This window comes from Flavonifractor sp. DFI.6.63 (assembly GCF_024462255.1).
In the GTDB taxonomy this organism is placed as follows: domain Bacteria; phylum Bacillota; class Clostridia; order Oscillospirales; family Oscillospiraceae; genus Lawsonibacter_A; species Lawsonibacter_A hominis.
The window spans coordinates 105,226-123,203 of record NZ_JANGBE010000002.1 but is presented as its reverse complement, the minus strand read 5'-3'; the positions used below and the strand labels follow the sequence as shown (position 1 = coordinate 123,203).

Here is a 17,978-nt window from a genome sequence, read left to right as displayed (position 1 = left end):
TCAATCCGCGTCCGAAGCGGGACATGCGCCTGCGCAGGACGCCGCCGCCCGCCCTGCAGGCGGGAGGTCACGCTCAGCGCTTTCCGGGCCGGCGCGCCGGCCACAGATCCGGAGGGAACGCCTCCGGACGTTTATCCGATCATGACGTTCATTTCCGGATATTTGACCTTGGCATGGTATTTGGTTCGGGTCATAAAGGCGATGGAGAAGGACAAGATCCCCACCCGGCCCAGATACATCAGCAAAATGATCAGGCTTTGCGAAGCGGGCGTCAGGTCCGGGGTAATGCCGCAGGTCAGCCCCACCGTGGCCATGGCCGAGGCCACCTCGAAGGCGGCATCCAGATAAGGCAGATTCTCCACGGTGGAGAGGAACATGGAGGCCGTCAGGAACAAAAAGAGCACCACCAGGACCAGGGTCATGGCGCCCAGCACCCGGCGGTAGGGAATGGCCCTCCCCCGGAAGGTGACCTGCTCCCGCCCGGTCAGCCCCGCGCGCAGGGCCAGCAGCAGCACGCCGATGGTAACGGTCTTAAGGCCGCCCGCGGTGGAGCCGGAGGAGCCGCCGATGAGCATCAGGATGACCGACATGGCCTTGCTGCTGTCGGTCAAAGCGCCCTGGCCCAGGGCGTCAAATCCGGCGGTACGCAAGGTGACCGACTGGAACAGGGCGTTGAGCCCCTTTTCCCACAGCGGCATCCCGCCCAGCGTGGCGGGGTTTTCGAACTCTTCCACAAAAAAGAAGGCCGCGCCGCCCAGGATCAGCGCCGCCGTGATGAGCAGTACCATCTTGCTGTATACGCTCAGACGCCGCCAGCTGCGCTTGGCCAAGACATCCTCCCAGACGAAAAAACCGACGCCCCCCACCACGATCAGCGCGGCGGTGGTGCCCAGGACCAGCGGATCGCCGTGATAGCCGGCCAAGCTGGAGAAGGCGCCGAACTTTCCCCCCAGCAGGTCAAACCCCGCGTTGCAGAACGCGGAGACCGCGTGAAACACCGCATGCCAGACGCCCCGCAGCAGGCCAAAGTCCGGCACCATCCGGATGGACAGCAGCGCCGCGCCCGCCCCCTCCAGCAGGAAGGTCCCCATCAGGGCGTGGCGCACCATCCGCACGACCCCGTCCAGGTCGTTCAGGTTCAGGGTGGAGACCATGATGAGCCGCTCGGACAGGCCGATGCGCCGGTGCAGCGCAAAGGAAAACAGGGTGATGACCGTCATAAACCCCAGGCCGCCCAGCTGGATCATGCAGAGAATGACCGCTTGTCCGAACAGGGACCACTGCGTCCAGGTATCCACCAGGATCAGGCCCGTGACGCAGGAGGACGACGTGGCGGTAAACAGCGCCGTAAACACTCCGGCGCTCTGCCCGTCCCGGGAGGCCGCGGGCAGCGTGAGCAGCAGCGTGCCGGCCAGGATGATCAGGGCGAAGGAGCCGGCCACCAGGCGGGTGGCGTTGAGGCTCCGGCTGCGGATCAGGCGGTCCCGCAGCCAGAGGGCGATCTTTTTGATCAAAGAGGTACCTCCAGAGCAAAAGAATCAACGGCCGGACGGACCCGCGCCGGTGCGGTCCCCACGGCGCGCGTGAAGCGCAGAAAGGCATACCGAGGCTGGCGCCCTCGGTATGCCATTCTCTCTTTAGTCCAGCGGCTTCATGGTCGGGAACACCCCTCCGGTCTCTTCATCCGGTTTCATCACGCCTTGCAGAGCTTGAAAAGTGGCATTCTCACATGGTTTTTCTAACTTTTTGGATTCCATAGGATGTCCTCCTGTGCCGTCTGGTTTGAGGCAAAAGTTGTAGAAAAGTTGTAGAAAGTTGTATTGGCACAAAATCGGCTTGAAATTGGCACAGCAATAGGCTTCATCGGCCTACAAGCGACCACAATATAAAATTGCTCGGCTGTAATAAGGTCTGTATAAGCTCTACATATTATTTCAAGCAGATCCATACAGAAACAAGTATAGCATAAGCTTTGTAGATGTTCAAGTCAACGATTTTTTAACCCTGATACGGAATTTCATGCCTTATATATAAAAAGGAGTACACCATGCCAGAATATCAATTACAGATCAAACAGGTCGTGGATTACCCACGATGCCGGATTTATCGGCAATTCGTCCATCGGCTGATGGCAGACCGGAGCATTCGCACAAGCGGAGGCTCTGGTCTTTTTTATTTTACCGTGCTTTGCAGCTACGCAAACTTCCGCACTTCATACCGCCGCATTGATGGTATTAGCTATACCATCTATCCGGGCGAATGGGTCTGCACACTCAAGGAAGTGTCCCAATGGTTTCGCACCCGGTTTCAATGCCAGGCGTTGACAGTGCTGGAACAACTGCAGAAGCAACACTTTATCACTTTTCAAACACTGGATCGCGGCAATGTGATCCGCTATAAAATTTGCGACTGGGCGCGGCATAACACGGTGCTTGAATATAATGCTCCCTGCCAAAAGGATACCGGCTTTTTCTTTCTGCCCGTTTCCGTTGTCACAGATCTCATCAGCACAAGCCGATGCTCCGAAATGGATATTATTCTGGACCTCTGGGTTTCAGCCGTCTACAACGATAATCAGGTACAGGGGTCAGACCTGGGGCCAGTAGTCTATTTCCGCAACGGCACCGGCAATCCTCTTGTTGCCTACACTGAACTGGCTGTCCGCTGGGGGTTGTCCCGGGCGACAGTCGGCCGCGTCCTCAAAAAGCTGGCCGCGCTGGACTATATCTCCCTTATGTCCTTCCCGGGCCGACACGGCAGCGTGGTCTATTTGAAAAATTACCTATCCACCATGTTTGAAGTATCAGATGTCATGGTGGACAAAGAGGAGGTCGCTATGACGCTCAACATCCGTTTGGAACTCCCCGATGAATCAGGCTCCAGCCAAAACACACCAAGTATAGAGCATGAGGTTATCGTTTCAAACGAACTCAATAGCGTTTCAAAATCGCACATTGAAATTATCATCCAAAAGATGGCTCAAATCCTGATGGCACAAGGTATTTCGTGCTTTGGTTGTCCCCTCTCCCGCTATAAGTTATATCCCTTATCGGGCGACTGCCGGGAAGATTTACTACCCCGCGCACGGGACCTGTCAACGCTCTGTTTTGGCCTGTCTATTCTGTGCGGGAACAGGCAGGTCACCGCTTTTGAACTTACACTCTCTCCCATCGCGGAGAATTGAATAAGGAGGTCTTACCATGAAGAAATTTGTTGAAAAAGATGTCGCAGAAAACCCGCTGTACCATGATACCTGGAAACTGTTGAAAAAATACCGCGATGTGGTGTGGAGCCTGGAAATTTCTGTCCAGCATGTGCGCTCCAAGTTTGAGATCGAATACGGCACATCCATCGAGGAATTTCTGGATTCCATCTATCTGGCCGGCGCCGATCTGAATGGGAGCGATATTGAACACCATGCCAAGTGCATTGAGCGCAGCCACAAGATGCTGAAACTTTTGGATTCGGCAGTCGAATTGCTTCGTACCCGCCATAAGAACGGCGAGGCCTATTATTGGCTGCTTTACTACTCCTTCATCTCCCCGCAGCAACTCAAAAATGTGGAGGAGATCATCGAGAACCTGCGCCCGCATATCCGGGACATCTCATTCCGTACTTACTACCGCAGGCGCAGGGAAGCCATTGACGCACTCAGTTCCGTACTATGGGGGTACACCTCCAAAGACAGTTTGGATATGCTGGAACAGTTCTTTCCAGCGCCAAAACCAGATGAAAAGGCCAAGGGCAAATAATTGGCAGAATACGGGAATGAAATTGGCGCATTCCTGCCCTTGAGCCGTAAATCCTGGTGTGCTAAACTGAATATGCTCAAACTTGCACCCAAAACTGAATGCAGGCAGTGAACGGCACCTTTTTCAAGGTGCTTTTTTGCTGCCCTAATGACCGACTGATTGGGGAGGGAGCCCGCATCTATTACAAGAGCTGCGGGCTCCTCTTTTGTTTGAGTCCCGCATATTACATTTGGATTGGAGGTCCGAAAATTGAAAAAACGCAAGATTCCTCACCAAAAGCGAAACGGCGATACCAGCCCTCCGTGCCGTTTTTCCATTGGCAGAATCGCTTATATGGCGTTTCTGTGTCCCACCGTCTCATTGATGTTCAGCCAGCCGGCCTTTGCCGCAACCGATGTTTGGACAAAAGCCACAGAAATCATGCAGGATGTCTACACGCAGCTCCTCGCTATCTCCACGATTGCGGCCATTGTGACCGCTTCGGTAGCATTGCTGCTCATGAATTTCTCCCGTTCTGGTAAAACGGTGGATGAAAGCAGAGCTTGGCTCAAACGAATTGTTATCACCTGGGCCATCTTAAACAGTCTGGGCTTTATCATGTCCTATATCGTCCCCTTCTTTGAGGGTGGTCAGTGGGCAGGTTGATCGGCATCACATTGATACCCGACGAAAGGAGGCATGACCTATGGGTATTCTGGACGGCATTGTTGAATGGATTGCAGAGCAGGTCATGGCGGGCCTTGACTTGATAACCACCTCGGTTTTGGGGGCACTGGGCTGCGATATGGCGGTATTTCTGCGCTACTTTCCCGCAGCCGAAACGATGTACAGCGTTTTTGTGGCACTGGGCATCGGTATCATTCTCCTCAACTGGGTGTGGCAGCTGTTCAAGAACTTTGGCCTGGGAGCCGGTATTGAAGCGGAAGACCCGCTCAAATTGAGCATCCGGTCCGTCATTTTTATTCTTTTAGCGTTCTTCTCCAATGAGATTGTCAGCATGATCCTGACCATCGGCGGCACACCGTATAACTGGATTATGGATTCGGAGCTGCCGGCACTCAGTTTTGCAGATTTCAATTCTGTCATGCTGGTCATCATCGGGGTGTGCGCCAATGGGGCTGTGGCCCTTATCACTCTGATTTTAGTCATCATTCTGGCGTGGAACTACCTGAAGTTGCTGCTGGAAGCGGCAGAGCGATATGTATTGCTCGGCGTGCTGGTCTATACGGCTCCAGTAGCCTTTTCCATGGGGGCAAGCCAGACAACATCAAACATCTGGAAATCCTGGTGCCGGATGCTGGGCGGTCAGATTTTTCTTCTGCTGATGAACGCCTGGTGCCTGCGCCTGTTCACGAGCATGGTTGGTTCGTTTATCTCCAACCCGCTCTCTTTGTAAGGAGGGCCATTTTGAAAAGACTCAAGAAAATCTTGTTCCTTGCGCTGATGGTCGCAGCTCTCTCCTGTCTGTTCTGCCAGCCTGCTTTCGCTATTTCGGAGGAAGAAGTCCAGGCACAAGTGGACGCCGTAGGCAAAGAAGCCGTTTCGGGGAATGTGCTGATCTGGTTTATGTGCGCAATCGGATTTCTTAAAGTATCACAGAAGGTTGATTCTTTTATGGCGAGTCTGGGCGTCAATGTCGGCCATACCGGCGGCAGTATGCTGGCGGAGGCTATGATTGCGGCCAGGGGATTCAGCGGATTTAAGAGCTTTGCCAGCAATCACTTTGCGGGAGGCCGCAGCAGTCATTCCTCCCATGTCCGTGCAAACGGTGGCGGAAAAGGCGGTGCTGGATTCGGCGCTGGTTTTGCCAGCGGTGGCTTGGCCGGCGTGATTAAAAGGAATGTTACCAATAATGCGGTCAAAACGGCCACAACGCCCCCGGATGCCAAGCCCTCCGGATTGAGTGGGCTGGTCGGCGGCGCTGCAGGCGGCATCGGCGGACATATCTACGCTTCATCCGTGAGCAAGGGAGGCAATTTTGCCAACAATGTCATAGGCTCGGTCGCTACTGGGAGCATTACCCAAATGGGGACTATGACCGGGGATAAAGCTGTAGAAGCTCTGCATTCCTACATGGGTCATGCGGCATTGGAGCCCGGGGCCGAGAATATTCCCACTTATCAGAATGTGGAGATTGGCGGTGGCCGCATTACCGGCACTGAAGTCACTCCGGAACATCCAGAAGGCATCGCTTTTGGTATGTATCATGCAGACCAGTATGTGGCGCCGGAAGGCCAGTACACAACCGTTCACTCCGTAGATGGTACCGCCTGGTATAAGCAGTATGCTGCGGATGCGGTTGAAAAATCTCCCTATATGGCACCGGACGGCTCGATTGCCTATCACGAATCCATCGTGAAGAAACTGCCGCCTACTCCCAAAAGAAAGGACAAACTCTAATGGCTGAAGAACAAAAAAACAGCTCCGCCGAAACAGTAGATGCTGCGGCCTCTGCCGCACATACGGTCAAAGGCGCTATCAAAGCTGGCAAGGCCATCTCTGGAGCAGCGAAAGGCGCTGCCGCCGGCGGCCCCTATGGGGCTGTGGCTGGAGCCGTCTGGGCCGGCCGAAAGCACATCGGCAAAATCATTGCCATCATTGCCATTCTGCTTTTGCTGCCTGTCCTTTTCCTCCTGATGCTGCCCGGCCTGATTTTTGGAGGGCTGGTCAATGCCTTTTCACCAGCTGATCCTGACACGCCTATCCTCAACAGCGAAACCGCCATCGTAGAAAACGCCAACGACATTACCTTTGCCATCAACGCCATTCTGGGTGAGGCGCTGGATGATGTGATGGCCCGTATCGAAGTGGACTTTGCCTCTTCTGGCGCCGACAAAATGGAGGTCAAAAACCCCTATTCTTCCGGCCTGGTCTACAACGCCAACCTCATCGTTTCACAGTATTGCGCTGCCCGGGATGAAGACTTTGAGAGCATTTCGCTGGATGACCTGTCCACTGTCCTGCGGGAGAACAAAGAGCATCTATACTCTTATACCAGTGTGCGGGAGAGCCGTGAGGTCACATCCGAAGATCCGGAGGCCGGGGAGAAAACCACCTCCACCGAGATCTGGATGGTCTATACCATTCGCTACAACGGTGAGTCTTATCTTGCCGACCATGTTTTCGCGCTTACGGATGAGCAGAAAGAACTGGCGTCCGATTATGCCTCTAACCTAAGTCTCTTTTTAGGCGACGGCCTGCTGCAAAATGTGGACGAGTGGACGGGGAACAGCATCCCCTCCCTTGGAGATGTAACTTTTACCGACGGCGGGACCCCGGTTGTTTATTACAATCAGTTGGATGAACGCTATGCCAGTCAACCCTATGGCACCGATAACATCGGCGGCTATGGGTGCGGGCCCACCGCCATGGCAATCGTGGTTTCCTCCCTCACGGACGATATGGTGGACCCGGTGGAAATGGCAAAGTGGTCATATGACAATGGCTATTGGTGCAAAAGCAGCGGCTCTTATCACGCATTGATTCCCGCTGCTGCAGAGGAATGGGGGCTTCCGGTATCCGGCTGCACGACTTCCGAGCCCCAGCGGATTCTGGACGCTCTTGCTGACGGCAAGCTGGTTGTGGCAATTATGTCCGAGGGGCATTTCACTTCATCCGGCCATTTCATCGTTCTTCGCGGCGTGAAGGATGGTCAGATCATGGTGGCAGACCCGGCCAGTTATAAGCGCAGTGAACAACTCTGGGATTTATCCATCATCTTAAACGAAGCAAGCCGCCGTGCGGCAGCAGGCGGTCCTTTCTGGATTATTGGCTGACTGTATCGCACCCCGGCATCAGAAAAGAGGTAATACATGAGCAACAAGAATGACCATGATATTTATATCATACCGCCGAACTTCATAGAAACAGGCACTTTTTTTGGCGGTATGTTCCGTGCGCGGAATGTGATTGAAGCCGGCATCCTGGCATTTGCCATCGGGACGCCGGTTTTTTTGTTCCTTCCATTTGGATTGACTGCCCGCATTATTGCTTTATGCCTGACTGCGCTCCCGGTGGCATTGGTTGCCCTCATTGGCATTTCAGGAGAAAGCCTCTCGCAGTTTCTGGTCACTTTTCTGAAATACCTGCGGAATCGCCGCATTGTCGGCGGTGACGGTGAACAGCCCGGCGAAAAAACGGGGACCTCCAAATCAGCCGGCAAGCATTTCAAACAGAAGCCTCCAAAGGAGAGAAAGCCCAAGGCGTCGAAGCGCCGGCGGTCTGGTGAAGCAGATTTCCCAGCTGAGTTTGATGAAGTCCGTGGATATGAGATCCGCGAAAAACTCCGGCCCAAGAAAAACACCAGGAAGGAACGGCCTGTCAAGGCCAATAAGGCGAAAAAGAAAGCAAAGAAGCGACCTGAAAAAGAGCGGATGCCTAAACGCCCAGCCCATATCAAGGAGGAAAAGCCTCCCTGCGTCAATCCGGTGGCAGACTATCTGCCCATTGAGAAGATCGTCAACGGCATTATCTACACGAAAGACCACCAATTTGTCAAGGTGGTTGAGGTGGTCCCCATCAACTTCATGCTGCGGAGCGCACGGGAACAGAGAAATATTATCTACTCTTTCGTCTCATACCTAAAAATCAGTCCTGTTAAATTGCAGATCAAAGTGCTTACCCGGCGTGCCGACATCAACCGCCACCTGGACACAGTACGCCGTGAAATGGCGCAGGAGGACAATGAGCAGTGCCGCTTGATGCAAGAGGACTACTTGGACTTTGTTCAACAGGTCGGCTCCCATGAGGCGGTTACACGACGCTTCTTTTTGATTTTTGAGTATGAGCCTTGGAACAACACACGGCGCTCCGAACAGGAAGATGAGGCAATCCAATCTCTCCAAAGTGCTGTCCACACGGCATCCAATTACCTGCGTCAATGCGGCAACGAGGTCGTTGTCCACGAAAATGAGGACGAATTTACCGTAGATGTTTTCTATAATTTGTTGTGCCGAAATGAAAGTGCAGTCAAGCCCCTGTCGGTACGGGCACAGGAAATTGTGGCACAGTATCTCCAAAAGGGACGGGAGGGTGAGATTGACCGCATCCCGGCAGTTGAATTTGCCGCGCCCAAAAGCATCGACTTCACCCATGGACGGTATCTCTGCATAGACGGGCTGTACTATACTTATCTGCTCGTCCCATCAGATGGTTACAAAACCCAGGTGCCCGCAGGCTGGTTGAGTTTGATCGTCAATGCCGGTGATGGTATTGACCTCGATATGTTTCTTTCGCGTCAACCCAAAGAGCGCATTATTCAGCGGGTCGGCCAGCAGCTCCGCATCAACCGGTCAAAAATCAAGGATGCCAGCGACACGAACACGGACTTCGATGATATAGACGGCGCTATTCGGAGCGGTTATTTTCTGAAGGAGGGCCTTGCGAACAACGAAGATTTCTATTATCTCAACTTGTTGATTACTGTGACTGCCCCTTCTGTGGAGGACCTGGAGTGGAAGGCCAGCGAAATAAAAAAGCTCCTGCTTTCGCAGGATATGGATGTCTGCAACTGCCATTTTCGGGAGGAGCAGGCATTTTGTTCTGCCCTCCCGCTGGTTTCCATGGAAAAGGGACTGTTCGAGCGTGGTAAGCGCAACCTGTTGACTGGAGGCGCGGCCAGCTGCTATCCGTTCACTTCATTTGAGATGTGCGACGACAACGGAATCCTTCTGGGGGTCAACAAATATAACAGTTCCCTCATCATCGTGGATATTTTCAACTCTGCGATTTACAAGAACGCCAATATGGCGATCCTGGGTACCAGCGGCGCAGGCAAGACCTTTACGATGCAGCTCATGGCGTTAAGAATGAGGCGGAAAAACATTCCCGTTTTCATCATTGCGCCTCTGAAAGGGCACGAATTCCACCGTGCCTGTGCCAATGTAGGCGGGGAGTTTATCCAGATTTCCCCGGCCAGCCCGCACTGCATCAATGTGATGGAGATCCGCAAGGTGGATCGGTCGGTCAGTGAGCTTCTGGACGGGCCGGGAATCCAGCTCTCCGAACTGGCCGCCAAAATCCAGCAACTCCACATATTCTTCAGTCTGTTGATACCCGATATGTCTCACGAGGAACGGCAGCTGTTGGATGAGGCTCTGATCCGCACCTACAATTCCAAAGGTATCACCCATGACAACGCCTCATTGGAAGACCCGGCCAATCCGGGCTGCTACCGGGAGATGCCGGTGCTGGGCGACTTGTATGAGATTTTGAAGGCCGCCCCGGAAACCACTCGCATGGCCCATATCCTCAACCGTCTGGTGAATGGCTCCGCCAGTACCTTTAACAAGCAGACCAATGTGCGGCTGGATAATAAGTACACCGTACTGGATATTTCCTCGCTTACTGGTGATTTGCTGACTGTGGGGATGTTCGTGGCCCTTGATTTCGTTTGGGACCGCGCCAAAGCTGACCGCACCGAGGAAAAAGCCATTTTTATTGACGAGTGCTGGCAGCTTCTTTCCGGCGCAGGCGCCACGGGTACCCGGCTGGCCGGCGATTTCGTTTTGGAAATTTTCAAAACCGTCCGCGGCTTCGGTGGGTCAGCGATCTGTGCCAGCCAGGACCTTAACGACTTTTTCAATCTGGACGAAGGGCGTTTCGGAAAAGGCATCATCAACAACAGCAAGACTAAAATCATTCTCAATCTGGAGGATGACGAAGCGGAGCGTGTCCAGGACACCCTCCATCTCTCTGACGCAGAAACGATGGAGGTCACACACTTTGAGCGCGGCAGCGGCCTGATCTCTACCAATAATAACAATATCATGGTGGAGTTCAAGGCCAGCCCATTGGAAAAAGACCTTATAACCACAGACCGCAGGGAGCTGCGGGAGCTTTTGGAGCGCAAGCGCCAAGAACAAGCTGATTCCGCTTAAAAGGCATTTTCTCTAGGGGCTGTTGCAAAATGTAAAATTTCTACATGATGTTGTTTATCCTTACATAGCAATACTCAATATCATGTATCAAAAATTCATTTTGCAACAGCCCCTTTATTGCGCGGAGTAGTGTAAAGAACATGGTTGGATGCTTTACCAACAGACGGCGGGGCAGTACCGTCCTCCGCAACCATTTAGAATTTTATATGAGGTGAGTCCAATGTATCCGACAATAAAGTAATCAAACAAAGAATTGAGAGGTGATATAAAGCGAGTTTAAGAGTTTCTTTAAGCAAGTTGGAGGCAATGAAGGCGACAAATGCAAATATAACACCCGTTTAGATACTTACGGCTGCGGCTGTCAACACAACTGTAACTACTGCTATGCCCGTTCATTGCTTCATTTTCGTGGATTATGGGATGCGGCGCATCCTCGTGTTGCGGACATTGAAAAGGTCCGGCGGAAAATCCGCAGTCTCCCATCCGGCAGCATCATCAGGCTTGGAGGCATGACAGACTGTTTTCAGCCCTGTGAACTCCAGTACCGCACTACCTACCAGGCCATCCAGGAGATGAACCTGTGCAGGGTAAGCTATCTCATCGTCACGAAGTCTGCACTTCCCGCTGCCCCGGAATATTTAGAGATCTTGGACAAGGAACTGGCCCATATTCAAATTACCGTGACCTGCCTAGACGATGCACAAACCGCCCAATTTGAAAAGGCCAGTCCTCCCAGCCAGCGTATCCGCGCAATTCAGGCTCTGCAAGCGGAAGGGTATGATGTAGCAATCCGATTAAGCCCCATCGTTGAGGAATACATGGATTTCGACAAGCTGAATGATTTGGGAATTGAGCGGTGTGTGGTTGAATTTCTGCGCGTCAATTCGTGGATTAAGCAGTGGTTTCGGGGTGTTGATTTCTCTAAATATACCGTGCGGCAAGGAGGCTACTATCATCTTCCTTTGAAAGAAAAGCAGCGGATCGTAGAAAAGATACATATCCCACAGAAGACAATCTGTGAAGATGTAACGGAACACTATCAATTCTGGAGGGATTTTGTAAATCCCAATAAAGAGGATTGCTGTAATCTTCGGAAAACGCATCATTGACAGTTTCAATACGCCTATAAGACGCCTTTTTTCCTATTGTTCTCGAAAAACGCCGGATTGACGCTCAAATGGCGTCTTTCCGCAATTTCTATTTTAACAATGCGCTTTGAATGCGTCTGATTGACGCCTTTGATAAAGGAGGTGAGCCCCATGAAGACCAGGGCTGAAATCTATGGAAACGAGGCTGCGGACTTGTTGCGGATCGTGACGATGTACCCCGGCCTCTGTGAACACCAGCTTCTTTGTTTTCACCCTGGCAAAGAAGATACTGCAAAGGCCCTGCTCTCTCATTTGGAGAGGCAGGGCCGCATTTTTCAAACAGACGGCGGTGGTTATTTCCTGGCAGGGCAAGCACCAAAAACTGACCATGCGCTTGTCCGGGCAGTGTGGGTCCTGCTGGACTTCATCCGACGGGTAGATTACCACGCTCCGGCTGATTTTCCCGTTAAACTCGTGTTTTTTGCCGACGGTGAATTATATGAAATCGCTTATATTGCCGCCGGACAAGAGGCGCTTGTCTGCCATGCTCTGCGGGGCAACAAAGGGGGATGCCGCCGTATTATGCTGGTCGATGCTCCGGCGCAAATCGCCCAAATCGACTGTCCGGGCATATCCGGATTTTGTACTGTAGACGAGGAAGGCCGGACAAATTATTTCAAGAAAGCAGGAGGCACATGATTGGATCGAAAACTAATATCCCACCGCATTGGAAGCATTCTCGACGATATATCCCGTCTGAGTAATGCGCTGTACGCGCTGGACACCACCGACATCCAGCGTTACCCCGACAACTATGAAACGCTTTCCATAGATGCCGCTTTACGGGCAGAGCGGATTGCCTGCCGGCTGCGGCATCTGATTTATTCCAGTACAACCATCCGCAAAGGTGACTATCTCAAATCCGCCGGTGCAACGCACGGCATCACTGTCAACTGCGAGAACAGGGTGCTGGAGGTGACGCTGCCCTGTTTGCTGCCAAAGCGCAAACAGCGGCAAAGCGATGAGTTCCTGTTGGACCCGCTCTATTTTGTCCTTGATCAATACGCCAGAGAACACCCACTTCCGTATTACCGCGATTGCGTTGTCTGCTTCGCCCAGGTCTATGACCGGGCACTTCCCGACAGGAGGATACGCGATTACGATAATTTGTCGGAAAAGCAATTACTGGATCTTCTCTCTTCCTTTGTGATGGCTGATGATACCGGCCTGTTGTGCGACGCCTATAACACGGCTGAACTGGGCGACCAGGATTGCACAAAAATCTATATCATGGAGAAGCAGCGTTTTCCGCAATGGCTGACAGAGCATAAAACGAGTCTAAAATCCATCTCGGATTTTTGACCATTTTGGGCCTTCTCCGGCCCGACATTCAGTGAAGCGGCTGAAACGCCCGATTTTCCGGGCTTTTTCCCCTCATGGGGAGGCCCATTTTTACCGAAGTCCTCAGTCATTACGGTAAAAATCCTGTGCTTTCAAGGGAGGTGACTACTTGGGAAAAGCACCAACTATTTTCCACAGCCGGATACGCTTCCGTTCCGGCTTTTATCGCTGACCGCTATTTCGGGAGAGTTCCCCACCAGCCAGCTCAACCGCCTTCCCGCCAGTCCTTACTACTTGGAGGCGGTCGTGACTGCGCTCAAAAAGGCCGGACTGCTGCGCACCTACTACCGGGACCGGCTCCGGGGCTATCGGCTGGGGATCAAAGCCAAGTCAGCTCTGCTGGACGGATGGCCCGAGCGTTTTACATTCTGCCTTACAGGAGACGCAGAAACCAACCGGCTCAAAAGCGAAGCAAACCGGAGGTTTCGGCTCCACCGCCTCGCGGAAACCTATATCACTATAGGCAATGCCGGGGTACTGCTCTACCCGGATGAAAAGCCGAAGGTCTTTGCCCAGACCGGTTTTGGCGGCGAAGCTGTAACATATCCTGTGTTTTACAGTTCACGCGAAGTCAAGGAATTGGGGGCTGATGCCACCCAGATTCGAAGCTCCCGCTTCGCAGGGGTGCTGCTGGCCCCCACCGGCATCTTTGTGACCTACAATAGCGGGGGCGCTCTGATGAAGTGGCGCTACAAATCCGAACTGCGGGTAAAAACGCTCCTCTGGAACATTCTATGCCAGCAGCGTCTGGCCCAGCAGTACCGTGTCGAGCAGGTACATGGACTGGTATTGGGGGACAGCATGGATCTGGCCTACCAGATACTCACCAGTACCGGCGGGGCCAAGCATGACTACTTCATGCTGGACGGCAGCTACGACCACTTTTATTTCCTAACCAATGACCATCAGGGAGAGGTGATACTGGCGTTACTGTGTGACCCTGTGAAAACCGCGGAACTTGACCGCATTCTGTCACAGGGCCTCTCCGCCGGCAATCCCGGCAGTGCCATGGAGCAGGATGCCGCAGAGCCGGATGGAACGCCGGTGCTGTTCGGTTACTTCTGCGATCTGCCCCGGATCGTGCGCTTTAACACCTCCCTCGAACTGATGGAACGCCCCGGTACACTGATCTGCTTTGATTTTCAAGCAGATGTGCTGCGCCGCTACTGCGGTGACCGGGTACACCTGCAAACCATTGACTTTACAAAATTCGAGGGGAGGTTGTTCCCATAAACAAAAAGAAACTGATCATAGGCCTGGCAGCAGCACCGGCCGCCGCATTTGCGATTCTATACGCAGGCGGTTTCCTGGCGCAGCTGTTTGGCAATTATGCAGTATGGAAACAGGGTGGCGGCATCCCCGGAGACGGAACTTCTCCGGCGATGGCATCACCCGATTTTTTTACCTGTCTGGCCTCCGTATTTCGTCCGCCCTACGGAGTGTACGGTGTCCTGATCTGCATCGGCCTGTTGGCAGTCCTGCTGCTCATGGTCATGCGCATGGGCTACAGCGATACCGGCGAATATGATACTGACCGGAATTTCATTTACTCGGCCAAGGGCACCTACGGTACCTCCGGCTGGATGAGCCGCAAGGAAATGGCTGGTGTGTTGGATCTGGTGCCTGACCTGCGCAAGCATAAAGGCGTTGTACTGGGAATGCTGGACAACAAGGCTGTCTGTATTCCCGAAAATCCCCATATCAACGGCAATCTGGCTGTGTATGGCTCCAGCGGCAGCATGAAAACCCGGTCCTTTTGCATGAATCGTATCCTTCAGGCGGCGGTCCGCGGAGAATCCCTGATTATTTCAGATCCGAAAAGTGAGCTCTACGAAAAATCCAGCGAGTATCTGCGGGATCAGGGGTACTGTGTCAAGGTGTTCAATTTGGTCAATCCGGAAAACTCGGACAGTTGGAACTGCCTTTCCGAAGTGGAGGGGCAGGAACTGATGGCGCAGCTTTTTGTAGATGTCATCATTAAGAACACCATCAACAACGGCAAGGGCGACCATTTCTGGGATTCCTGCGAGATGAACTTGCTGAAAGCCCTCGTCCTCTATGTGGACCAGAGTTATGCAGAGCAAAACCGCAATATCGGAGAGGTGTACCGGCTGCTGACTTTAAGCGGCGAGTCCGATTTGGACAGCCTGTTTGAGAACTTGCCGCCCACCCATCCGGCCAAAGCGCCATACAGCTTGTATAAGCAGGCCAGCGATACAGTCCGCAGCGGCGTCATCATCGGCCTCGGCTCCCGTCTGCAGGTGTTCCAGTCGGAGCTGATTAAGAAGATCACCACCCGGGATGAAATTGACTTGGATCTGCCCGGCCAGGAGCGGTGCGCCTACTTCCTTGTTACCAGCGACCAGGACAGCACCTTTGACTTTCTGGCAAGCCTGTTCCTGTCCTTCTGCTTCATCAAGCTGGTGCGGTATGCAGACAAGAACTGCGAAGGAGGCAAGCTGCCGGTGCCGGTGCATGTCCTGGGTGAAGAATTAACAGCCTGCGGCACCATTCCAGACCTCTCCCGCCGGTTAAGCGTCATTCGTTCAAGAAATATCTCTATGAGCTGTGTGTTTCAGAACTTGGCGGGCTTGCAGAATCGGTATCCTCTCAATCTCTGGCAGGAAATTCTGGGCAACTGCGACGCGCAGTTGTTTCTGGGCTGCACGGATGAATTGACGGCGGAGTTTATTTCTTCCCGCACGGGACTGGCTTCTGTGTCGGTATCCAGCAAATCCAAGCAGCTGGGTACCTGGCGTATCTCCAACTACACGCCGGAATACCGGGAAACCTCTGGTGTCGGCAAGCGTCCTGTCCTCACCCCGGACGAAGTTCTGCGGCTGCCTATCAAGCAGGCGCTGGTCATCATCCGGGGGCAAAAAGTTCTCAAGGTAGACAAAATGGACTATTCCAAACATCCGGAGGCATCCAAGCTCCGTTCCTGCAAGGCATCCGCCCACATCCCCGAATGGCGCAGGCTGGAACAGGAGCAACCGAAACCCTCTGCGGCACAGCCAAAGCCGCAGGCCCCCGCGCCTAAAAAGCCAGTGAAGAAAAAGCCGAAAGCGGCCAGCACATCTACCGGCACCAAGCAGACCGCAGCCGTTCCAACCGCAGAGGCTCCGAATGGCATCATCACGACAGATAAGGACTCGATCCTTTCTTAATACAAAACATAGGAGGTTAATTTTATGGCAACCAAGAAAAAAGTATTGCTGGAGCAGGAAACTCCTGTTCCTGAAAACACCGCCCCCGCGGACGGTACCATTTCTTCCGCTGGCCCCCCGGCTGATGCGGCGGCGCCGCCTGACAGTGACGATTTGAGTGCGCTGCTGGCCTCTATGGATCAGACCAATGACAGCGCCTCTACGGATCAATCTGATGGCGACGCCACTTTGGAAGGCTCTGACCCTCCCCTTGAGTTTATGGAAACGGAGGCGTCTGATGAAGCTGCCCCCGAGGGTGACGGCACGGCCTCTGGCGCCCCTTCCGATTCGGATGAGCCTGCCGGATCGGCGGCCGGTGAGGATGGCGACGGTGAGGAAGAGACTCCTTCCAATTTGTCTGCTGAAGGTGCAGATGGCATCCCGGCGGAGACGGTTTCCGAAACTGCTGGGGAGCCGGCTCCCCCCAAGCCCAAGCGGGCACCCCGGCGGAAAAAGGCGGCACCTGTGGAAGATCCCGTACATGGCGAGAATGAGGACTCTGCGGAGGCTCCGGCTGCTGAAGAGCAGGCTGTGGAATCTTCCGCCTCTGTTGAGAATACGGCGCCGCCTGATGAGGGAGAAACACCCATTTCAGAGGATACCGCTCCCCAAGAGGAGGCGCCGGTAGATACTGCGTCTGCTCTGCGCCGGACCGCCGTAACACACCGCAGTGACGCCTCTATCCTGACCATCCGCAGTCGTGAAGAGGTGGAAACACAGGAAGACCGCGAGGATGTCATTTGGCACGAGATCCACAACGCCTACCGCACCCGCCGCATCCTCACAGGGCAGCTGGGCGGCATTGAGCAGCTGGACAACCGCAAAACTGTGGCCGTAGTGGATTACAAGGGCTTCCGCATCATTATCCCCATCAAGGAGATGATGATCAATCTGGGCCGCAGCCCTTCCGGCCAGGAGTATGCCGACCTGATGCTGCGTCAAAACAAGATTTTAGGGAATATGCTGGGGGCGGACATTGACTTTGTGGTGCGCGGCATCGACTCCAAGACCCGCAGCGTTGTCGCAAGCCGCCGTGAGGCTATGATGCGGAAGCGTCAGACCTTTTATTTCGATTTGGACGCCGAGGGGAAGTACCGCATCTACGAGGGGCGTATTGTTCAGGCCCGGGTCATCGCTGTTGCGGAGAAGGTCATCCGCGTCGAGGTATTCGGCGTTGAAACCTCAATTCTGGCCCGTGATTTGGCTTGGGACTGGATCGGCGATGCCCACGAGCGTTTCTCCGTGGGCGATGAAGTGCTGGTCCGCATTCTCAATGTGCGGCGCAACAGCCTTGAAGACCTCGGAATCCGTGCCGACATCAAGAGCACATCTGAAAACACCGACCGGGACAATCTCCAGAAGTGCCGAATCCAGGGCAAGTATGCCGGAAAAGTGACCGATGTGCATAAGGGCGTGGTCTATGTCCGGCTTGCCAATGGCGTCAATGCGGTGGCTCATTCCTGCTATGACTACCGGATGCCCGGAAAGAAGGATGATGTATCCTTTGCCGTCACCCATTTGGATGTGGAGCGCGGTATCGCTCTTGGAATTATCACCCGTATCATCCGGCAGAACCTGTAACCCGAAAACCGCCTGGGAAGTATCAAATAGCTGCTTCTCAGGCGGTTGTTTTTATTGCGATGTCATCCGGTT

At 53.7% G+C, this 17,978-nt stretch carries 13 protein-coding genes and 1 pseudogene; 13 read left to right on the top strand and 1 reads right to left on the bottom strand.

Annotated features, from left to right (window positions below; all coding sequences use genetic code 11):
* Window positions 1-131: 131 nt before the first annotated feature.
* Window positions 132-1,514, bottom strand: a complete 1,383-nt coding sequence (locus NE547_RS01540) for a TrkH family potassium uptake protein (RefSeq protein ID WP_186906118.1) — start codon at window positions 1,512-1,514, stop codon at window positions 132-134.
* 533 nt (window positions 1,515-2,047) lie between these two features.
* Between NE547_RS01540 and NE547_RS01535 the strand changes: the two genes are divergently transcribed.
* The 13 genes and pseudogenes from NE547_RS01535 (at window position 2,048) to NE547_RS01475 (ending at window position 17,906) form a co-directional block, all read left to right on the top strand.
* On the top strand, window positions 2,048-3,184 hold the full coding sequence (locus tag NE547_RS01535) for a helix-turn-helix domain-containing protein (protein ID WP_208074668.1): 1,137 nt from the start codon (window positions 2,048-2,050) through the stop codon (window positions 3,182-3,184).
* Window positions 3,185-3,200: 16 nt separating this feature from the next.
* Window positions 3,201-3,752 (top strand): hypothetical protein, encoded by a 552-nt coding sequence (locus NE547_RS01530; RefSeq protein WP_208074667.1) that lies wholly within the window; start codon window positions 3,201-3,203, stop codon window positions 3,750-3,752.
* Window positions 3,753-4,001: 249 nt separating this feature from the next.
* The gene (locus NE547_RS01525; protein ID WP_243764152.1) at window positions 4,002-4,397 is read left to right on the top strand and encodes a fimbrial protein; all 396 of its coding nucleotides are present in this window, start codon (window positions 4,002-4,004) and stop codon (window positions 4,395-4,397) included.
* Between the two features lie 40 nt (window positions 4,398-4,437).
* A complete protein-coding gene (locus tag NE547_RS01520) occupies window positions 4,438-5,148 on the top strand; it encodes a hypothetical protein (RefSeq protein ID WP_009258066.1) in 711 nt (236 codons plus the stop codon).
* An 11-nt stretch (window positions 5,149-5,159) separates the two neighbouring features.
* Window positions 5,160-6,152, top strand: a complete 993-nt coding sequence (locus tag NE547_RS01515) for a hypothetical protein (RefSeq protein ID WP_208074666.1) — start codon at window positions 5,160-5,162, stop codon at window positions 6,150-6,152.
* On the top strand, window positions 6,152-7,528 hold the full coding sequence (locus NE547_RS01510) for a C39 family peptidase (RefSeq protein WP_208074665.1): 1,377 nt from the start codon (window positions 6,152-6,154) through the stop codon (window positions 7,526-7,528). The genes NE547_RS01515 and NE547_RS01510 overlap by 1 nt, the downstream gene beginning before the upstream one ends.
* Before the next feature lie 36 nt (window positions 7,529-7,564).
* On the top strand, window positions 7,565-10,630 hold the full coding sequence (locus NE547_RS01505) for a PrgI family protein (protein WP_208074664.1): 3,066 nt from the start codon (window positions 7,565-7,567) through the stop codon (window positions 10,628-10,630).
* A gap of 362 nt (window positions 10,631-10,992) precedes the next feature.
* Window positions 10,993-11,739, top strand: a pseudogene (locus NE547_RS01500) (radical SAM protein); the annotation flags it as partial.
* A gap of 150 nt (window positions 11,740-11,889) precedes the next feature.
* Window positions 11,890-12,417 (top strand): DUF5697 family protein, encoded by a 528-nt coding sequence (locus NE547_RS01495; RefSeq protein ID WP_208074662.1) that lies wholly within the window; start codon window positions 11,890-11,892, stop codon window positions 12,415-12,417.
* Window positions 12,418-13,080 (top strand): DUF6100 family protein, encoded by a 663-nt coding sequence (locus NE547_RS01490; protein WP_208074661.1) that lies wholly within the window; start codon window positions 12,418-12,420, stop codon window positions 13,078-13,080. It begins immediately after the preceding gene.
* Window positions 13,081-13,365: 285 nt separating this feature from the next.
* Window positions 13,366-14,352: a hypothetical protein gene (locus NE547_RS01485; RefSeq protein ID WP_256174561.1), complete on the top strand. Its 987-nt coding sequence runs from the start codon at window positions 13,366-13,368 to the stop codon at window positions 14,350-14,352.
* Window positions 14,353-14,369: 17 nt separating this feature from the next.
* Window positions 14,370-16,286 carry a VirD4-like conjugal transfer protein, CD1115 family gene (locus NE547_RS01480; protein ID WP_208074767.1) on the top strand — a complete coding sequence of 639 codons (1,917 nt, stop codon included), beginning with the start codon at window positions 14,370-14,372 and terminating at the stop codon, window positions 16,284-16,286.
* 24 nt (window positions 16,287-16,310) lie between these two features.
* Complete coding sequence (locus tag NE547_RS01475) at window positions 16,311-17,906, top strand: S1 RNA-binding domain-containing protein (RefSeq protein WP_208074660.1); 1,596 nt, start codon at window positions 16,311-16,313, stop codon at window positions 17,904-17,906.
* The last annotated feature ends 72 nt before the right edge of the window (window positions 17,907-17,978 follow it).